Genomic DNA, 15794 nt, shown 5'->3' with positions numbered 1-15794 from the left:
ACCTGACCTGATATGTCTGGCGCCGCATGAGGCGCGCGCCCCTCCCCTTTATCGCGGCAATGCCTTCGTCACGAAATACCAGGTGGCAGACAAACTCCAGCCGATGCTTCAAAAGGAGTCAGCCAACAACGTGACAAACATCACAATGCAGAGACATCGAAGATGTTAGGGTCGCATCTCCAATGCGCACTGTTTGAATGAAGTCAACAAGACTGTAACTCTTTGGAGAGGTGGGAATGGCAACAATTTCAGGTAATGGCTGGGAACTTCTTATTAGCCGGCAAGTCGAACATATGAGGGGTACCAGGCGCAGGACGGTTGGAACCTATAAAGTCTTTCACAACGGCACGGCAGTCACGGGCTTATCGGGGTTCGTGTGTGAATCTCGCGGCCCAGGCGACAATTCGAAAGAAGACAACGGCAGGCGCATCGAGCCCGGCACCTACCCGCTGGCGACACAGTCCGGAGGCAAATATGTGACGATCGGCTACACCAGCGGCAAGACGCCACCCAAACCTGGACTCGAACTGCTTAAGACCAACAAGCGCACCGAAATCCTTATTCATCCAGGCGTCAATTTCCTATCCAGCGTCGGATGCATCAATCCGACGAAGAAGGTGAGCGGCCCGCTTGCCGACATGGACTTCACGGAGAGCCGAACCCGGGTGATCGCCCTGATCGACGATCTGAAAGCCTTTGCCGGCAGTGGTTTCCCGAAAACCAACGGCAAGCCAATTCCCAAAGCTTCGGTCGTCATCGAAGGCGAACCGGTGCTGTCGACCGAGAGCGTCGAGAGTGTCCTCGAAGCGGTTGCGGGCGATCCGAAGAAGGGCTTGCCCGCAGCCGTCTTCCAGAAATTCGCGCCGAGACCGGCAAGCGGTTCCAGGCGGGCGATCTATGACGGTTACATCGGCGCCTTTACCTCCGACAAAGGCCTCAAAACACTCGGCGATCACGGCGTGTGCAACAACTATGATCGGCTGATGCATTTCTTCGCACAAGCGGCGATGGAAACCGGTGGCTTCACCCTCATTCGCGAGTCCCTGACCTACACGACCGTGGCTGCGATCCGGAAGGCGTGGAAATCGCGAGCCGCCAGCAAGACCGATCAGTGGATCAAGGACAATCTGCTGCGCAAGCCGGAAGCGCTGGGCGACTGGGCGTATGGCGGGCGGATGGGCAATGTGAAAGGAACTTTGGACGGCTTCAATTTCCGCGGCGGCGGCACGTTCCAGACCACGGGGCGCGACGCGTATACAGCCAAAGGCAAGCTCGCCAAGGTCGACCTCGCCAATCATCCTGAGCTGATCGAGGACCCGCAGATTTCGCTGCTCGCAGCTTGCGCCGAATGGAAAGAGTCAGGCTGCAATGCCTTTGCCGATTCCGGTCTGATCAAAAAGATCTCGCGCGCGATCAACGTCGGCAATGCCAATTCGACCACGCCGGCCAATGGCGAGGCGGACCGGATTGCCTGGCACGAGAAGATTTTCAAGGCGGTGAAGAATGCAGGACTGCTCGGTTGAGCACGCCTTGATCACGTTCGACAACATGGCGTCACGATAATTCAGGAGCAACATTCGGGGCGTCGATTAGGATCATGCCGCGCGGGGCGAAACAGGAGGAGTTTCGCCATGTCTGAGTTGAGCGGTATCGTGAGTTTGTTCTTGATCGCGGCGGCGTTCCTGACGTCATGCGACAACCAGCAGCCGCCAAAGGCCGCAACGCAGTTGTCGACGCTTTACGCCGCCGAATAGGAACCATCCCGTCCCATTGAAAAGGCCCCCGGTTTCGGGGGCCTTCACGTCAGGCGTCGGCGCGCCGGATCAATGCCAATAAGGCGTGACCTTGTAGTAGTCATAGGAAGCGTCACGTGCGGCCTCGCCATCAGCGCCGGCCAGTTCATTGATCGAATAGGCTGGAGCCGCTTTCAGTTGGTCCTTGGAGAACGGCACGACGTAGCCGCCTTTGTCCTCGTCATAGTCGAGGCTCGCCCATGGAATGGCGTGATATTTCTCGCCAATGCCGAGAAAACCGCCAAAGCCGATAACCGCGAACATGATGCCGTTCGACGTCTTGTCGAGCATGACGTCCTCGATGCTGCCGATGTTCCTGCCTTCGGTGTTGTAGACCGACGTGCCGATGACGCGCGAAGCGGCAATGGCTTCGGTGTGACCTGTCTGGGTGGTCATGTCTGATGCTCCTCATTGTCGTTGATGGTACTTTGACAATGAGGGGCGCGGGCGAAAGTTCCCGATTTTTTCAGAGCATGATCCCGAAAAGTGGGAACCGGTTTTCGGAAAAGATCATGCTCCAACAAGGAGTTGGCAGGCGCTTACTCCGCGAGGATGAAAGTCACCTTCATGTTGACGCGATAGGCCGCGATCTTGCCGTCCTCGACGACGATCTTCTGGTCCTGGATCCAGGCGCCTTCGACGTTCTTCAGGGTCTTTGAGGCGCGCGCAATTCCCATCTCGATGGCGTCCTGAAAGCTCTTTTCCGATGACGATGTGATTTCGGTGACGCGGGCAACAGACATGGCTTCCTCCTGCCAAGGCGCTCATTTGCAAGGAGGAGCCTACAGCCGGCCTTTGCCGACTACAAGCTGGCCACGGTGGCAGTCAGGCAGCGTTCTTGGCGATGCGGTCGAACGCCATCAGTCTTTCGAGCAAGGCCGGCATGTCCTTCAGCGGCAGCATGTTCGGACCGTCTGAGGAGGTCGAATTGTCCGGATCCTGGTGGGTCTCGATAAAGACGCCGGCGACGCCGACGGCAACGGCAGCGCGGGCAAGTGTTTCGACGAAGCGGCGCTCACCGCCGGAAGCACCGCCCTGCCCGCCCGGTTGCTGCACCGAATGGGTGGCGTCGAAAATCACCGGCGCGCCGATCTCGGCCATCACGGGCAAAGCCCGCATGTCCGACACCAGCGTGTTGTAGCCGAAGGAAGCGCCGCGCTCGGTGGTGAGCACATTGGCGTTGCCGGAGCCGGTGATCTTGGCGACGACGTTCTTCATGTCCCAGGGGGCCAGGAACTGCCCCTTCTTGACGTTGATCACCTTGCCGGTCTTGGCTGCGGCAACCAGCATGTCGGTCTGGCGCGACAGGAAGGCCGGAATCTGCAGCACATCGACATGCGGCGCGACGATCGCGCACTGCTCCTCGGTGTGGACGTCGGTCAGAATGGGAAGCGAAAATTCCTTGCGCAACTCGTCGAAGACCGGAAGTGCGGCATCCATCCCGGCGCCGCGCGTTGCCGAGAGTGAGGTGCGGTTGGCCTTGTCGTAGCTGGTCTTGTAGACGAGGCCGATGCCGAGCTTGCCGGTCAACTCCTTCAGCGCGCCGGCCATGTCAAAGGCGTGCTGGCGCGATTCGAACTGGCACGGGCCGGCAATCAGCGCCAGAGCCGCATTGTTGTCGAAGACGACGTTGCCGACGGTTACCGCCGAATTGGGCGCCATCGAATTGGACGCTTGCGGCTTGCTCATGGGATCTCCCGGAAGATGAAGGCCGCGCCCTGCCCGGATGCCGGCTGCACGACAATTTCGTTGCCCGCTATATCGTGCTCGATGGAGTTGTGTGCAAGCAGGCTTGCCGTGGCATCGGCACTGCGGACCGAAAAGACGATCGCCGCGAAGCGAAGTTTCGTCGGCGCGCCGGCCGCAATCTTGAAGCGCGCGGTGAAAGCCGCAGGATCGAGAACGGTCAGACACGCATTCGACAGATCGAAGACCGCGCCGCTCTCCTGCTTCGAGCCAGCCACTACCGAGATCAGCAGAGCCTGTGTAGAAGGCGCGTCGCTGACCGCAACGATTTCGACAATGCCGGTCACGCCATTGCCATGGGCCTGCAACGCCGTGCGATCGATTTTGGGCGCGTTGATCCGCTCGCAGGTGAACAGGAAGGCGTCTGTTGCCCCAGAACCGGAGGCGAAAGCCAGCTTGAACGACGCCATATCGCTCTTCCCGGCGGCGTCGGTGAAGGCGCGGGAAAAACTCAACACGTCTCCGGCCGACAGGCCGGCCGAGACATAACGTGCATGGTCCGCATCGGCGTCGCCAGTGCCCAGCACTACGGCGGAAAAGCCCTCATCGCCCAGGCTCGCGCGATAGAGCCGGTCGCGCGCGACAAAGACATTGCCGTCGGCAATCGCGCGGGCTGCCGTCTGTTCGTCGCCGATCGCCAGCGGTTCGAGATAGGTGCCGTCGGCGAAGAAGGCGCAGCAATTTTCGGTGCCGAAGGGGTGTATGCCGGTTGGCGCGACGATGAAGCCAAGCGACGTCAGCCGCGCCCGCGCCACGGCGAGGCTCGCCGTCGGCAGCACCAGATGGTCAAGCGGATGGGTTGCGCTGGTCATGCCGGCGCGGTGTGCATCATTCCGGACATCGGTTCAAGCCTTTCCGCCGGTGGCGCCCGGATCGCGATGGCGTCCGCCCGCGCGGCCGCATCGCACTCGACCTTGTCATGGCGGCGTGGGCAGCGGACGGCGGCACCTGATTTCACCATTGGCGACGAGCCGTTCAAGGCAGGCTTCGGCTGCTCGCGCACGTCGATGTATGAATTCCGGCTGTGAAGAAGGCGAGGCCCCTTGCCGGACTGATCAGGCCACCGCCACGACATCGGCCGAATAGCGCAATTCGCGCAATGGTTTGACCCGGCTGGTTGTCTCCGCATAGAGCGGGTGCGCCTTGTAGGCGGCCAAGGCCGCCTCGTCCTCGAACTCGGCATAGACGACCACGTCGATCGCGTCCGACAGCGGGTCGACCTTGGTGTTGAGCGTCACCTCGAACAGGTTTGAATGCGGGATATTGCCCAGGTTGAGCAAGCCCGTGCGCACAGCCTCGACATCGTCCTTGCGCCGCGCGCTGAAGAAAACGATATGCCGGATCACGCCTGCCTCCTCGATCGATTTGCCGGCATGTTTTGTGTGAGCGGAACCGTCGCGTCAACCGCCACGATGTCGCGCCCGGCGCCCCCGGGAGGCGACTTTGCAGAGGCGCTAAACTAGCCCCCGCCGGTGACGTAGCGCACGATGCGCGACATCTCCCTGACCGTCGTGTCGAGATAGCGGCCCTGATTATAGAGGCCATCCCAGATCAGGAAAAAGGCGATGGCCATGATGACGACGACGTAACGCATGACTGAAGCTAACGTATGTGGCTGTTCGGAACCATAGTGATTTCGCCGAGGGCCGCGCGCTCCTGCGGATTCTGGCCTCAGGCCGGCGACCTGGGTCAGTGCCTCACAAAGCTTGCCTCTTGAAGTTTCGGCCAATGCCATGGAAGATTGTGGCGAAAATCCACGCGGGCAGCGGCGTTCACGCCTGCGAATGAAATGTGGAGGATGTGGAGGCCGGCAGATCTTGCGCCGTCCCCGCGGAAGTCCAGGGGGATGTGGGATGGCTGCTAGGGAACACAAGGGCGTCGGCGACGCCATCAGGCTGGACGAGTTCAACTTCGCCGAGATCGTCAAAGGCTTGCCGGCCAAGGCGCGCATGGTGCTGTCGGCGGCGATGAAACTGCCGCACGGCTCGCTCAAGGTAAGGATGCCGGACGGCCGCGCCGTTCTTGTCGGTGGCAATGCGCCCGGTCCCGACGCCGAACTGGTGCTGAAGAACTGGCGCCTGCCCGGCCGCGCCTTTTCCGGCGGCACCATCGGCGTTGCCGAATCCTACATGGATGGCGACTGGGAAAGCCCTGACGTGACCAGCTTTCTCGAACTGTTCGTCGTCAACTCGGCCATCGGCGAACGCGTCGCCGGCGGCGCCAACTGGTTCATCAACACCGTCCAGCGCATCCGCCACTGGTTCAACGAAAACACCCGCACCGGCTCGAAGCGCAACATTTCAGCGCATTACGACCTCGGCAATGCCTTCTACAAGCAATGGCTCGATCCCAGCATGACCTATTCGTCGGCGCTCTATGCCACCGGCGCCAACGATTTGGAAAGCGCGCAGGCCGCCAAATATCGCGCTTTGGCCAAGGACACCGGCATCGGCAAGAAGGACCATGTGCTGGAGATCGGCTGCGGCTGGGGCGGTTTTGCCGAATTTGCCGCGCGCGAGATCGGCTGCCGCGTCACCGGCTTGACCATCAGCCGCGAACAGCACGACTTTGCCAAGGAGCGCATCCAGAAGGCCGGACTGTCTGACAAGGTCGACATCAAGCTGCAGGATTACCGCGACGAAACAGGCACTTACGATCGCATCGCGTCGATTGAGATGTTCGAGGCGGTCGGTGAAAAATACTGGCCGGTGTTTTTCGACAAGATGAAGGCCTGCCTGAGACCCGGCGGCACCGCCGGCCTGCAGATCATCACCATCAACGAAGCCGCCTACGACACCTATCGCGCGCGGCCGGATTTCATCCAGCGCTATGTCTTCCCGGGCGGCATGCTGCCGACGCCGTCGATCCTGAAGTCGCTGGGCAAAGACCATGGTCTCGCCCATCTGTGCGAGCGCGTCTTTCCGGACGACTATGCTCGCACGCTGGCCGAATGGCGCAACCGCTTCTGGCAGTCGTGGGAAAAGATGGTCCCGCTCGGCTTCGACGACCGCTTCAAGAAGCTCTGGGAGTTTTATCTCCACTATTGCGAAGCCGGCTTCAGAGCCAGCTACATCGACGTGCGCCAGGTGGTCTACAAGGCGTAGTGCGAGCGGGTATTTGCCCGCCCGTTCGTTCCCTCAAAGCAGGATGCGGTATTTCGCAAACCCGGCTTCGCCCTCGCCGACCGGCTCGATCTTGAGCGATTTCACCCCTGAAATAAAATCCTTCGCTTTGAGACCGGTCTCGAACAAGACGCTGGTTCCGGGCAGCGGCGTGAACGACCAATTGTCGTCGGCCGACGGATTGATCGTGCCCTCGCTGACGACATAGCGCACGATCACATCGCGGTTGGTGTCAGGCGCTTCGTAGATGATCTTCGAGGCGTTGATGTCAGGGAAATTGCCGCCACCGCCAGCGCGGTAATTGTTGGTGGCGACGACGAATTTCGCTGCTGGATCAATGGGCTTGCCATCGAAGCTGAGGCCGACGATGCGGCTGGAGCCGGCATTGGCGACGCCACCCTTGGCATCGTATTTCGGCGGCTGCGACAGGTCTATCTTGTAGCTGACGCCGTCGATCACATCGAAATTGTAGGACGGGAATTCGGTGTCGATCAGCGCCTGGTCGGCCTTCCCGGCCTCGATCTTCTTGAAAATGCCGGCCGACATTTCCAGCCATTCCTTGACCTGCGCCCCGGTGATCTCAACCGCGCGCACCGTATTCGGATAGAGATAGAGATCGGCGACATTCTTGATGGCGATGTCGCCCACCGGCACGTCGGTGTAGTAGTCGGCGCCGTTACGCCCGCCGGCCTTGAAGGGCGCTGCCGCCGACAGCAGCGGCACATCCTTCCACTGCGTGCTCTTCAGAATGTCCTTGAGATACCAGCTCTGCGCCTGGTTGACGATCTGCACCGACGGATCGTCGGCCACCAGCGCGAAATAGGAGTAGAGCGGCGCCGAGGTCTTGCCGACCGGACGGCGGACATAGGCAAGTGTCGCCTCATGGTCCGCCTTCAGCGCATCGACGATGCGCTGGTCGTCCGCCACCGTCGGCTTGTTCACCTTGTCGACGCGTTCGTAGATCGGCCGTGCCTCCGAGGTCGCCGAGACCACGCGCCATTTCGATCCGTCGCGTTCCAGAAGCAGGTCGATCAGGCCCATATGCGAGCCCCAGAAGCCGCCCATCACCGCCGGTTTGCCTTGCAGCGTGCCTTTCTCCGTGTCGACCCCATCAAGCGCCTGAAAATCCTTCTTGCCGGGGAAGACGAGATGCTGATGGCCGGTGAACACCGCATCGATGCCCTCGACGCCGGCAACGAAGAACGAGGCGTTCTCCATTCCGTAGCCTTGCTTGATATCGATGCCCGAATGCGAGAGCGCAATCACGATGTCGGCGCCCTCCTCCTTGATCTCAGGCACCCAGGCCTTGGCCGCCTCGACAATGTCGCGCGTCCGGACATTTCCTTCCAGGTTCTTCAGGTCCCAGACCATGATCTGCGGCGGCACGAAACCGATAATGCCTATTCTGATCGGCTGCTCGGCGCCCGACCCGTCCTTGATCTTCTTGTCCAGGATAACGTACGGCTTGAGATAGAGCTTGTCGTCGCGCGGGCTGGCGGCGAGTTCGGTGCCGCGGATCAGATTGGCGCAGACGAACGGAAAATTTGCCCCGGCCAGAACCTTGTCGAGGAACGACAGGCCGTAATTGAACTCGTGGTTGCCGAGTGTCGAACATTCATAGCCGAGCAGGTTCATGCCCTTCATGATCGGATGCAGGTCGCCGTCCTTCAGTCCCTTCTCGTAGGCGATGTAGTCGCCCATCGGATTGCCCTGCAAAAGGTCGCCATTGTCGATCAGCATCGCATTGGTGGCTTCCTGGCGCACCGCAGCGATCAGCGAGGCCGTCCGCGACAGGCCCATCGTGTCGTTCGCTTTGTCGGCGTAGTAATCGTACGGCAAAACATTCACGTGGATGTCCGTCGTCTCCATGATCCTCAGATGCGCCTGATTGGCCTCAGCGCCGGCGGAGAACGGATGCAGCACGATCAGCGCTCCGCTGGCAGCGGCGCCGGCAAGAAAACCGCGACGGGAGACGGGGTGGAGCAAAGGCGACATTGGTTTTCCTTCCCAGCGACGTGAACATCCCAGCCCCGCCGAAACCTTCGCGCCGAAAACTGGCCATGTCCATCGGGAAGTCAGTCGATCAGCAAAAGGTGACGGCTGGATGAATTGCCGTGGCCGAAGGGAAGACCTCAGCCCTTGTCCTCGTCGCCCTGGGTGATCAGCCGCGCACTGCGCTGGCCGGTGAAATATATCCATAGCCAGCTAAGCGATACCGACAGCCGGTTGCGGAAGCCGATCAGGAAGTAGATGTGCGCCACACCCCACAGCCACCAGGCGAACCAGCCGGTAAGCTTGATCCAGCCGAAATCGATCGCGGCTGCCCACTTGCCGATCGTCGCCAGGTCGCCGGCATGTTTGTAGCGGAAAGGACGCGGCGCGCTATCGCCTGCCAGCCGCGCCTTGATCGTCGCGGCGACATGTTTACCCTCCTGCTTGGCGGAGGGCGCCACGCCTGGCACCGGCTTGCCATCCGGCCGCAGGACATGCGCGGTGTCGCCGATGACAAAAATCTCGGGACTGTCCGGCACCGTCAGATCGGCTTCGACCATCACCCTGCCTGCCCGGTCGACCGGCACCCCCAGCCATTCTCCCGCGGGCGAAGCGGCAACGCCGGCGGCCCAGAGGATTGTCCGCGCCGGCAGATGCGTGTCTCCAAACACGACACCCTCGGCATCCAGCCGCGTGACGGCGCGGCCAAGCTCGACCGTGACGCCCCGCCGTTCCAGCGCCTTGCGCGCATAGTCGGACAGTACCGGCGCGAAATTGGCCAGGATGCGGTCGCCGGCCTCGACCAGCACCACGCGCGCATCACGCGTGTCGATCTTGCGGAATTCGCCGCGCAGCGTCTCATGCGCGAGTTCAATAATGGTGCCGGCAAGCTCGACGCCGGTCGGGCCGCCGCCGACGATAACCAGCGTCAGCAGCGCCTGGCGCGTGGCCGGATCGGTTTCACGCTCGGCCTGCTCGAAGGCAAGCAGGATGCGCCGGCGAATGGTGGTGGCGTCCTCAAGCGTCTTCAGCCCGGGCGCGAAAGGCTCCCATTCGTCATGGCCGAAATATGCGTGGCGCGCGCCGGTGGCGAGCACCAGCGTATCATAGGAAACCGAACTGCCGTCCTCGAGCAGCACGCGTTTGCCGGCACGATCGACGCCGGTGACATTACCCAGGAGCGTCGTCACGTCCTTGCGCTTGCGCAACAGATGACGGATCGGCCAGGCAACTTCCGAGGTCGCCAGCGATGTGGTTGCCACCTGGTAGAGCAGCGGCTGGAAAAGGTGGTGGTTGCGCTTGTCGATCATGGTGATGCGCACCGGTGCACCGGCCAGTGCCCGGGTCAGTTCGAGACCTCCGAATCCTGCACCGACGACAACGACATGATGGCTCGTTTCGTTCATCGCACTCACCTCGTTTTCACCGTCCTTATCTAGTGATTTTTGTGCACCGCAACAATGTGGTGGAGCGCAAGACTGCCATGCATCAAGGCTACCCCGGACTCGCCCTCCAATGTCGCGAATGCCCATGTCGGCAGGCTCAGACGGGTATAGCCTCGCAGGGGAAGGAACCACGGGAGTGAGGCATGGCCAAAGATAGTCACGGCGCGAAAGACGGCGAAGGCCCGGCGCAATATTCTTCGCCGCCTTGCTTCATGCACGAACTCGATCCGGAATTTCGCGCGCCATTGACCGACTGGACCGACGTACGACGTTGGCGCAAGGCTGAGCGCGAACGGCTGATCGCGGCGCGGTTGGCGGTTTCCGCCGACATGCGGACGGCGATGTCGCAGCGTATCGCCGAAGGTCTCGACGCGGTGATCGGCGACATTGCCGGCCGCATAGTCAGCCTCTACTGGCCGTTTCGCGGCGAGCCGGACCTGCGGCCTTGGATAGCGTCGGTCAATGAACGCGGTGGCCGCACGGCGCTCCCCATCGTCATCGAGAAGGGCCAGCCGCTGATCTTCCGCGCCTACGTTCCTGGCGACCGGCTGGAAAAAGGCGTCTGGAATATCCCGATCCCCGCCGAAGGCGATCCGGTGCTGCCCGACATCGTCATTTCGCCGATCGTCGGCATCGATCCGCAAAACTACCGCCTGGGCTACGGCGGCGGCTTCTTCGACCGCACGCTGGCGGCAATGCCGTTCAAGCCATTGGTCATCGGGGTCGGCTACGGGTTGCAGCGCATCGCGACCATCTACCCGCAGCCGCACGACATCCCGATGGATCGCTTGGTGACCGAGGCCTGAGAGCCCGTTTGGAAAATGAGACCAGCTGGATTTCTTCGCGGTGACAAAAATCCGACTTGGTCGACAAAAAGCATAATCTTGCTGCGGCGGACCGTTTCGACATGCGCTCTGGGCGGATCCAAAAGTGTCCGGTCGCTCTTTAGATTGGCTGCCTAACAACGGATGCTAAGATGATCGGACGAACTATAGCGGCGGCCCTCGCAATTGCGTTTTCCTGTTCGTTTTCGCACGCGCAACCACAGCATCGTTTGCCGAGCGGTTATAAATGGGGCCGCTGCCTGCTCACTGTTGACGGTCAGACTCGAATATCCGGAAAGTGCTCCTATCAAATCGAGAAGGGCGGCGATTTTAATATCCAGGGGCCTCGGCAGGTTTTTGCAGGGATCGACTATCCCGACACGCATAGTGGCGCTGGTGAAATGTCCGAAGATTACTGGGCAGTTGTCTACAAGGACGGTGATGTCTGGGAGGGCTATGGGAACTCCGACATTCGCGCAACGCACGGTGATGAACGCTGGGAAGAACTTCGCCGCGAAGGCGCGTGCTATGTCGGGAAGGACGTCCGGGTGTGCCTTTGGCGTTAAGCCAGTTCCGGCTTCATCCCCATGGCCGTGCGATCGACGATCTCGCGCAAGGCAAACGACGAGTTGATCTTGGTCACATGCGGCATCGCCGACAGCCATTCCTTGTGGATGCGCTCATAATCGACCAGGTCCTTGGCGGCGATGCGCAGGATGTAGTCGTATTCGCCTGACATCAGGTGGCAGGACAGTACATTCGGGCAGCGCTTGATCGCCGCCTCGAAATCCGACAGCGTCTTTTCGAATTGCCCCGACAACGAGATGTGCACGATCGCCGTCATCTGGTGCCCGAGCGCTGCATTCGAAAGCCGGGCGTGATAGCCGCGAATGGTCCCGGATTTCTCCAGATTGTCGAGGCGCCGCGAGCAGGCCGACTGCGACAGGCCGACCCGCTCGGCGAGCGCCGCATTGGGTATGCGCCCATCCTTCTGCAAAGTCTCAAGAATGGCGATATCGATCCTGTCGAGCGGCATTTTTCGTGATTCCTGCGAAAATCCTGCAATTTGGCGCAACGATTATCGAAACGCATCATGGCGCGCAAGCGCATTCGCAAACATCCGCGCAACGATTCGTGGTTGACTACATTAATACAGGGAACGAGCCCCAAGGGCTGGATCAGGAGAAGAAGAATGCGCGTCGGTTGCCCCAAGGAAATCAAGAACCACGAATACCGCGTCGGCCTGACGCCGGGCTCTGTCCGCGAATATGTCGCGCATGGCCATGAGGTGCTGGTCGAAACCGGCGCCGGCGCTGGCATCGGCGCCGATGACAATGCCTATCGCGCCGCCGGCGCCACCATTGCCAAGACCGCCGCAGATGTGTTCGCCAAGTCGGACATGATCGTCAAGGTCAAGGAGCCGCAGCCCAATGAATGGGTGCAGCTGCGCGATGGCCAGATCCTCTACACCTATCTTCACCTGGCTCCCGATCCCGAGCAGACCAAGGGCCTGCTCGCCTCCGGCGTCACGGCAATCGCCTATGAGACCGTGACCGACGACCGCGGCGGCCTGCCGCTCTTGGCGCCGATGTCGGAAGTCGCCGGCCGCCTGTCGATCCAGGCCGGCGCCACGGCGCTGCAGAAGGCCAATGGTGGCCGCGGCGTACTGCTCGGCGGCGTGCCCGGCGTGCTGCCCGGTAAAGTCACAGTGCTCGGCGGCGGCGTCGTCGGCCTGCATGCCGCCCGCATGGCCGCCGGCCTTGGCGCCGACGTCACCATCATCGACCGTTCGATCCCGCGCCTGCGCCAGCTCGACGACCTCTTTGCCGGCCGTGTCCACACCCGTTATTCCACTGTCGAGGCGCTGGAAGAAGAATGCTTCTCCGCCGACATCGTCGTCGGCGCCGTGCTCATCCCGGGCGCGGCGGCACCCAAGCTGGTGACCCGCGAAATGCTGTCGGGCATGAAGAAAGGCTCAGTGCTGGTCGACGTCGCCATCGATCAGGGCGGTTGCTTCGAGACCTCGCACGCCACCACCCATGCCGATCCGACCTACGAGGTCGATGGCGTCATCCATTACTGCGTCGCCAACATGCCTGGCGCCGTGCCGGTCACTTCGGCGCACGCGCTCAACAACGCGACGCTGCATTACGGCCTGCAGCTCGCCGACAAGGGCCTGAAGGCGCTTGTTGACGACCATCATCTGCGCAACGGTCTCAACGTCCACAGGGGCAAGATCACCAACCGCGCTATCGCCGAAGCGCTCGGCTACGAGCTGGTAGAACCCAAGGCGGTCCTGGCCGCCTGATTTCACCAAAAAGAGTTTCCTCCTGTCTCGCCCGCCGGTTCGCTCCGGCGGGTTTTTTCTTGGCAATTCAAGCAGTTCTATCCGATGGCTGAGAATTCCACCATCGGCGACATTGTCGACTGGGGTTCGAGCGGCTTCTCGATCGGTGGCGGCCTCGAAACGGCCGTTTCCAGCAACATGACGCTGGGTCTCGAATACCGCTATTCGCAGTATGAGAAAGAAGATTTCGGTTCGGACGGTCTCATCACCGACGAACCTTCATTCCAGACCGTTCGCATCGGTGCGAAGTATAAATTCAACTAAAAGCAGCATCGGCAGCGGTCAAAAGCCCGTCGGTCAATTCCGGCGGGCTTTTTCTTTGCGTGGAACAAAGTCGGCAACAAAAAAGCGGAGCCAAAGCCCCGCTTCCTCAGTCGTCGAGATTCCCGCCGGTTCATCCGCGGTCGGCAAATCCATCGACATCTCTCTCTTAGCGTATGAATACGACGGGAGTGCGACAGCTCTCAACCGGTGCCTCCATGTTTCGACGATCGCTGGGCGCTGTGTGAAGTGCTTCACATCAGGCAATCGAAAAACCTGCGCAGACAGATATCGCCAACTTGACGGCCCCAGCTGCCTCCCGAACGCCTGATGTCTCCTATGCAGACCTCTTCGGCGGCAGCATCCGTCACACGGCTCCCAACTGCCCGCCAGACGACCGGCGGGCATTTTTTTGCGTCGCCGTCACGCGCGGTCGATGCGGCACTGATAGCAATTGTTGCGTGCAGAGCGGACATGGACATAGGCGATGTCATCGCGCTCAAACAGCGTCTTCGCCCGCGCCGCAATGGCGTCCGTCGGGATGACGCCGCCACTGCCATAGACGATGCGGTCATCGGCTCCATAGCCGCGCACGATATAGTCGCTGCTCTCCAGCATATCCGGCAGCGCTTCTGTCTCGGCGGCGCGTTCGCACTCCTGCGCATGCAGGAAGATGGGTCCGGTCTCGGCATAGGGCTGCAACTCAGGAAACGGCCGATAGGCCAGGATCAGATAGCCATCGCCTTCGGCGACGTTTCTCAGGCAATGCCGGCAAGGCACGCCGTCACCATCGGAAATCCTGCGTTCGGGCGTCTGCCCATAGGCGTCCGGACCGCCGCGCTGCAGCGCTCTGACGTCTTCTGTCGGCAAGGCTTTGAACTGAACGGTCATGGCTGAATCTCCGGTGTCTTTGACCTGAGAATATGCCGCCACGCAGGTGCCTCCCACCCGATTCCTGCCAAGGCTGTGAGGCCGCCAGCAGCCCGGCCATTTCAAGCCGGACTGCTGAAACATTGCTTCAGAAACCTGTCCTGGTCAGCGGATGAAATCGTCGAAGCGGCGCAGCGTCACACGGCGGTTGCGCCAGTTCTCATCCTGGGTCTGCACCAGCAGGAATTCCTCGCCATAACCGACGGTTTCCAGCGCATAGCCCGGCACGCCGAATTCGCGCACCAGCGTGCGCTTCAGCGAGGCGGCGCGTTGCTCCGACAGGACCTGGTTCTACTGGAAGGAGCCAACCGCATCGGTGTGGCCTTCGATCAGCACACGGGCGCGGGGATCGCGGCGCAGGATGCGCTCCAGCGCGTCGGCGATGTTCTCGATCTTGCCGTATTGCGAACTGGAAATGGCCGCCGAGCCAAAGGCGAAATTGATCGACTGGATGTCGATCGAGCGCGCCTGGCGCCTCAGATCCGGCCGCCGTTTGAATTCGCGGATGGTGACGCGCTGGTTCGGGCGCAGTTTCACCCGGGGCGCCGCGTCGAGCTGTCGCTCGATCGTTGCCGCCGACGGCGTGGTCGCCTGTGCGGCGGCCAAGGTCGGCCCAAAGGTCGGCACCGCAAGCACTGCAATCAGCGCTGCGGCAAATGTACGTCGGCTCAGAATATCTTTCTCCTCGGCAACGGCCCATCAGTGTTGACGCCACCATGGCAAAGGCAGCCTGAAGCGCCGATGAACGGCTGGTTCAGCTTTCGGAGAGATTAGGGCCGCATGACGCTGGCCGAGCGCTCGGCAAAAGGCAGCGGATGCACGGTCTCCTTCTTTTGCGCCACCGGCGCAAAGCCGAGCTTCTGGTAGAGCGGCAAGGCGGCCGGATGGTCGAGCGTGCAGGTCTGCACCGTCACCCGTTTCGGCCCGTAGGACCAGGCGGCGGCGATCGCCGCGCCCAGGAACCAGCGGCCGATGCCTTGCCCGGTCGCATGCTCCATCATGCCGAAATAAGCGAGCTCGACCTCTTCCGGCAGATAAGGCTTGAGGTCGAAGAACCCCGCCGGCGCGCCGTCGAGATAAAGCACCCTGATGTCGCGGTCCTCGCGGTGAATGCCGGCCGCAAGCTCGTCATCGTCCAGCCGCAGCACATTGACCCAATGCCATTTGCGCCCCACCCGATCCATCAGGTAGCGGTAGAAATGCAGCGGAATGTCCTTGGTCTTCAACAGCGCGATCTGCTTGTTGTAGGGCACCGGCGGCGAATAGGCCGGTGGTACATGCATTTCCAGAAACGTCACCGTAACCTCGATGTCGTCCAACACGCCGTTTTCCAT

Annotated in this window: 18 protein-coding genes and 2 pseudogenes; 8 read left to right on the top strand and 12 right to left on the bottom strand. The window is 61.3% G+C overall.

All coding sequences use genetic code 11. The features are described from left to right. Positions 1-374 precede the first annotated feature (374 nt). Both JQK88_RS10125 and JQK88_RS36905 read left to right on the top strand, forming a co-directional pair. Positions 375-1523, top strand: coding sequence for a glycoside hydrolase family 19 protein (locus tag JQK88_RS10125; RefSeq protein ID WP_203278213.1), 1149 nt, complete (start codon positions 375-377; stop codon positions 1521-1523). A 108-nt stretch (positions 1524-1631) separates the two neighbouring features. Next, positions 1632-1754, top strand: coding sequence for a hypothetical protein (locus tag JQK88_RS36905; RefSeq protein ID WP_112561787.1), 123 nt, complete (start codon positions 1632-1634; stop codon positions 1752-1754). Between the two features lie 69 nt (positions 1755-1823). Here the strand turns inward: JQK88_RS36905 and JQK88_RS10120 are convergent, their stop codons facing one another. From JQK88_RS10120 to JQK88_RS10105, 4 genes are all read right to left on the bottom strand, one after another. Further along, complete coding sequence (locus JQK88_RS10120) at positions 1824-2189, bottom strand: PRC-barrel domain-containing protein (RefSeq protein ID WP_192254199.1); 366 nt, start codon at positions 2187-2189, stop codon at positions 1824-1826. 143 nt (positions 2190-2332) lie between these two features. Next, the gene (locus JQK88_RS10115; RefSeq protein ID WP_192254201.1) at positions 2333-2536 is read right to left on the bottom strand and encodes a dodecin family protein; all 204 of its coding nucleotides are present in this window, start codon (positions 2534-2536) and stop codon (positions 2333-2335) included. A gap of 82 nt (positions 2537-2618) precedes the next feature. Further along, positions 2619-3482 (bottom strand): 3-deoxy-8-phosphooctulonate synthase, encoded by an 864-nt coding sequence (gene kdsA, locus JQK88_RS10110; protein WP_192254203.1) that lies wholly within the window; start codon positions 3480-3482, stop codon positions 2619-2621. Further along, positions 3479-4351 carry a VOC family protein gene (locus JQK88_RS10105; RefSeq protein ID WP_192254205.1) on the bottom strand — a complete coding sequence of 291 codons (873 nt, stop codon included), beginning with the start codon at positions 4349-4351 and terminating at the stop codon, positions 3479-3481. Before JQK88_RS10105 ends, kdsA begins: the two co-directional genes overlap by 4 nt. On the opposite strand from JQK88_RS10105, the gene JQK88_RS10100 reads away from it, so the two are divergent. Beyond that, positions 4334-4567 (top strand): hypothetical protein, encoded by a 234-nt coding sequence (locus JQK88_RS10100; protein WP_203278212.1) that lies wholly within the window; start codon positions 4334-4336, stop codon positions 4565-4567. The genes JQK88_RS10105 and JQK88_RS10100 overlap by 18 nt on opposite strands. 27 nt (positions 4568-4594) lie before the next feature. Here the strand turns inward: JQK88_RS10100 and JQK88_RS10095 are convergent, their stop codons facing one another. Together JQK88_RS10095 and JQK88_RS36900 are read right to left on the bottom strand one after the other, a co-directional pair. Next, entirely contained in the window at positions 4595-4885 is a 291-nt protein-coding gene (locus JQK88_RS10095) for a Dabb family protein (RefSeq protein WP_192254207.1), read from the bottom strand. A gap of 113 nt (positions 4886-4998) precedes the next feature. Continuing rightward, positions 4999-5133: a hypothetical protein gene (locus tag JQK88_RS36900; protein WP_281401903.1), complete on the bottom strand. Its 135-nt coding sequence runs from the start codon at positions 5131-5133 to the stop codon at positions 4999-5001. A gap of 259 nt (positions 5134-5392) precedes the next feature. Between JQK88_RS36900 and JQK88_RS10090 the strand changes: the two genes are divergently transcribed. Continuing rightward, on the top strand, positions 5393-6643 hold the full coding sequence (locus tag JQK88_RS10090; RefSeq protein WP_192254209.1) for an SAM-dependent methyltransferase: 1251 nt from the start codon (positions 5393-5395) through the stop codon (positions 6641-6643). A gap of 33 nt (positions 6644-6676) precedes the next feature. Here JQK88_RS10090 and JQK88_RS10085 read toward each other — a convergent pair whose 3' ends face one another. Beyond that, positions 6677-8656 carry a bifunctional 2',3'-cyclic-nucleotide 2'-phosphodiesterase/3'-nucleotidase gene (locus tag JQK88_RS10085; RefSeq protein WP_203278211.1) on the bottom strand — a complete coding sequence of 660 codons (1980 nt, stop codon included), beginning with the start codon at positions 8654-8656 and terminating at the stop codon, positions 6677-6679. A gap of 137 nt (positions 8657-8793) precedes the next feature. Continuing rightward, complete coding sequence (locus tag JQK88_RS10080) at positions 8794-10059, bottom strand: NAD(P)/FAD-dependent oxidoreductase (RefSeq protein ID WP_203278210.1); 1266 nt, start codon at positions 10057-10059, stop codon at positions 8794-8796. A gap of 251 nt (positions 10060-10310) precedes the next feature. Between JQK88_RS10080 and JQK88_RS10075 the strand changes: the two genes are divergently transcribed. Together JQK88_RS10075 and JQK88_RS10070 are read left to right on the top strand one after the other, a co-directional pair. Next, positions 10311-10904 (top strand): 5-formyltetrahydrofolate cyclo-ligase, encoded by a 594-nt coding sequence (locus JQK88_RS10075; RefSeq protein ID WP_203278391.1) that lies wholly within the window; start codon positions 10311-10313, stop codon positions 10902-10904. A gap of 170 nt (positions 10905-11074) precedes the next feature. Then, positions 11075-11488 carry a hypothetical protein gene (locus JQK88_RS10070; RefSeq protein WP_192254217.1) on the top strand — a complete coding sequence of 138 codons (414 nt, stop codon included), beginning with the start codon at positions 11075-11077 and terminating at the stop codon, positions 11486-11488. Here the strand turns inward: JQK88_RS10070 and JQK88_RS10065 are convergent. Beyond that, positions 11485-11958: an Lrp/AsnC family transcriptional regulator gene (locus JQK88_RS10065; RefSeq protein ID WP_112395099.1), complete on the bottom strand. Its 474-nt coding sequence runs from the start codon at positions 11956-11958 to the stop codon at positions 11485-11487. The genes JQK88_RS10070 and JQK88_RS10065 overlap by 4 nt on opposite strands. 156 nt (positions 11959-12114) lie before the next feature. On the opposite strand from JQK88_RS10065, the gene ald reads away from it, so the two are divergent. Continuing rightward, positions 12115-13230: an alanine dehydrogenase gene (gene ald / locus JQK88_RS10060; protein ID WP_192254219.1), complete on the top strand. Its 1116-nt coding sequence runs from the start codon at positions 12115-12117 to the stop codon at positions 13228-13230. A 54-nt stretch (positions 13231-13284) separates the two neighbouring features. Beyond that, positions 13285-13533, top strand: a pseudogene (locus JQK88_RS10055) (outer membrane protein); the annotation flags it as partial. 420 nt (positions 13534-13953) lie between these two features. On the opposite strand, the gene JQK88_RS10050 reads toward JQK88_RS10055, so the two are convergent. The 3 genes and pseudogenes from JQK88_RS10050 to JQK88_RS10040 all read right to left on the bottom strand — a co-directional run bounded on the left by JQK88_RS10050 (position 13954) and on the right by JQK88_RS10040 (position 15794). Beyond that, on the bottom strand, positions 13954-14421 hold the full coding sequence (locus tag JQK88_RS10050; RefSeq protein WP_203278209.1) for a DUF1203 domain-containing protein: 468 nt from the start codon (positions 14419-14421) through the stop codon (positions 13954-13956). Between the two features lie 144 nt (positions 14422-14565). Beyond that, a pseudogene (locus JQK88_RS10045) lies at positions 14566-15135 on the bottom strand (OmpA family protein). Positions 15136-15230: 95 nt separating this feature from the next. After that, positions 15231-15794 (bottom strand): GNAT family N-acetyltransferase, encoded by a 564-nt coding sequence (locus tag JQK88_RS10040; RefSeq protein WP_203278208.1) that lies wholly within the window; start codon positions 15792-15794, stop codon positions 15231-15233.

The organism is Mesorhizobium caraganae, from assembly GCF_016836705.1.
Taxonomy (GTDB): Bacteria; Pseudomonadota; Alphaproteobacteria; order Rhizobiales; family Rhizobiaceae; genus Mesorhizobium; species Mesorhizobium caraganae.
This window is presented reverse-complemented; position numbering and strand designations above follow the sequence as displayed.

What these genes read in the sequence shown, in the direction of transcription:
- JQK88_RS36905 (WP_112561787.1), top strand. Translation starts at nt 1,632, where the DNA reads ATGTCTGAGTTGAGCGGTATCGTGAGTTTGTTCTTGATCGCGGCGGCG.
- JQK88_RS10120 (WP_192254199.1), bottom strand. Translation starts at nt 2,189, where the DNA reads ATGACCACCCAGACAGGTCACACCGAAGCCATTGCCGCTTCGCGCGTC.
- JQK88_RS10115 (WP_192254201.1), bottom strand. Translation starts at nt 2,536, where the DNA reads ATGTCTGTTGCCCGCGTCACCGAAATCACATCGTCATCGGAAAAGAGC.
- kdsA (WP_192254203.1), bottom strand. Translation starts at nt 3,482, where the DNA reads ATGAGCAAGCCGCAAGCGTCCAATTCGATGGCGCCCAATTCGGCGGTA.
- JQK88_RS10100 (WP_203278212.1), top strand. Translation starts at nt 4,334, where the DNA reads ATGGGTTGCGCTGGTCATGCCGGCGCGGTGTGCATCATTCCGGACATC.
- JQK88_RS10105 (WP_192254205.1), bottom strand. Translation starts at nt 4,351, where the DNA reads ATGACCAGCGCAACCCATCCGCTTGACCATCTGGTGCTGCCGACGGCG.
- JQK88_RS36900 (WP_281401903.1), bottom strand. Translation starts at nt 5,133, where the DNA reads ATGCGTTACGTCGTCGTCATCATGGCCATCGCCTTTTTCCTGATCTGG.
- JQK88_RS10090 (WP_192254209.1), top strand. Translation starts at nt 5,393, where the DNA reads ATGGCTGCTAGGGAACACAAGGGCGTCGGCGACGCCATCAGGCTGGAC.
- JQK88_RS10085 (WP_203278211.1), bottom strand. Translation starts at nt 8,656, where the DNA reads ATGTCGCCTTTGCTCCACCCCGTCTCCCGTCGCGGTTTTCTTGCCGGC.
- JQK88_RS10080 (WP_203278210.1), bottom strand. Translation starts at nt 10,059, where the DNA reads ATGAACGAAACGAGCCATCATGTCGTTGTCGTCGGTGCAGGATTCGGA.
- JQK88_RS10075 (WP_203278391.1), top strand. Translation starts at nt 10,311, where the DNA reads ATGCACGAACTCGATCCGGAATTTCGCGCGCCATTGACCGACTGGACC.
- JQK88_RS10070 (WP_192254217.1), top strand. Translation starts at nt 11,075, where the DNA reads ATGATCGGACGAACTATAGCGGCGGCCCTCGCAATTGCGTTTTCCTGT.
- JQK88_RS10065 (WP_112395099.1), bottom strand. Translation starts at nt 11,958, where the DNA reads ATGCCGCTCGACAGGATCGATATCGCCATTCTTGAGACTTTGCAGAAG.
- ald (WP_192254219.1), top strand. Translation starts at nt 12,115, where the DNA reads ATGCGCGTCGGTTGCCCCAAGGAAATCAAGAACCACGAATACCGCGTC.
- JQK88_RS10050 (WP_203278209.1), bottom strand. Translation starts at nt 14,421, where the DNA reads ATGACCGTTCAGTTCAAAGCCTTGCCGACAGAAGACGTCAGAGCGCTG.
- JQK88_RS10040 (WP_203278208.1), bottom strand. Translation starts at nt 15,794, where the DNA reads ATGGAAAACGGCGTGTTGGACGACATCGAGGTTACGGTGACGTTTCTG.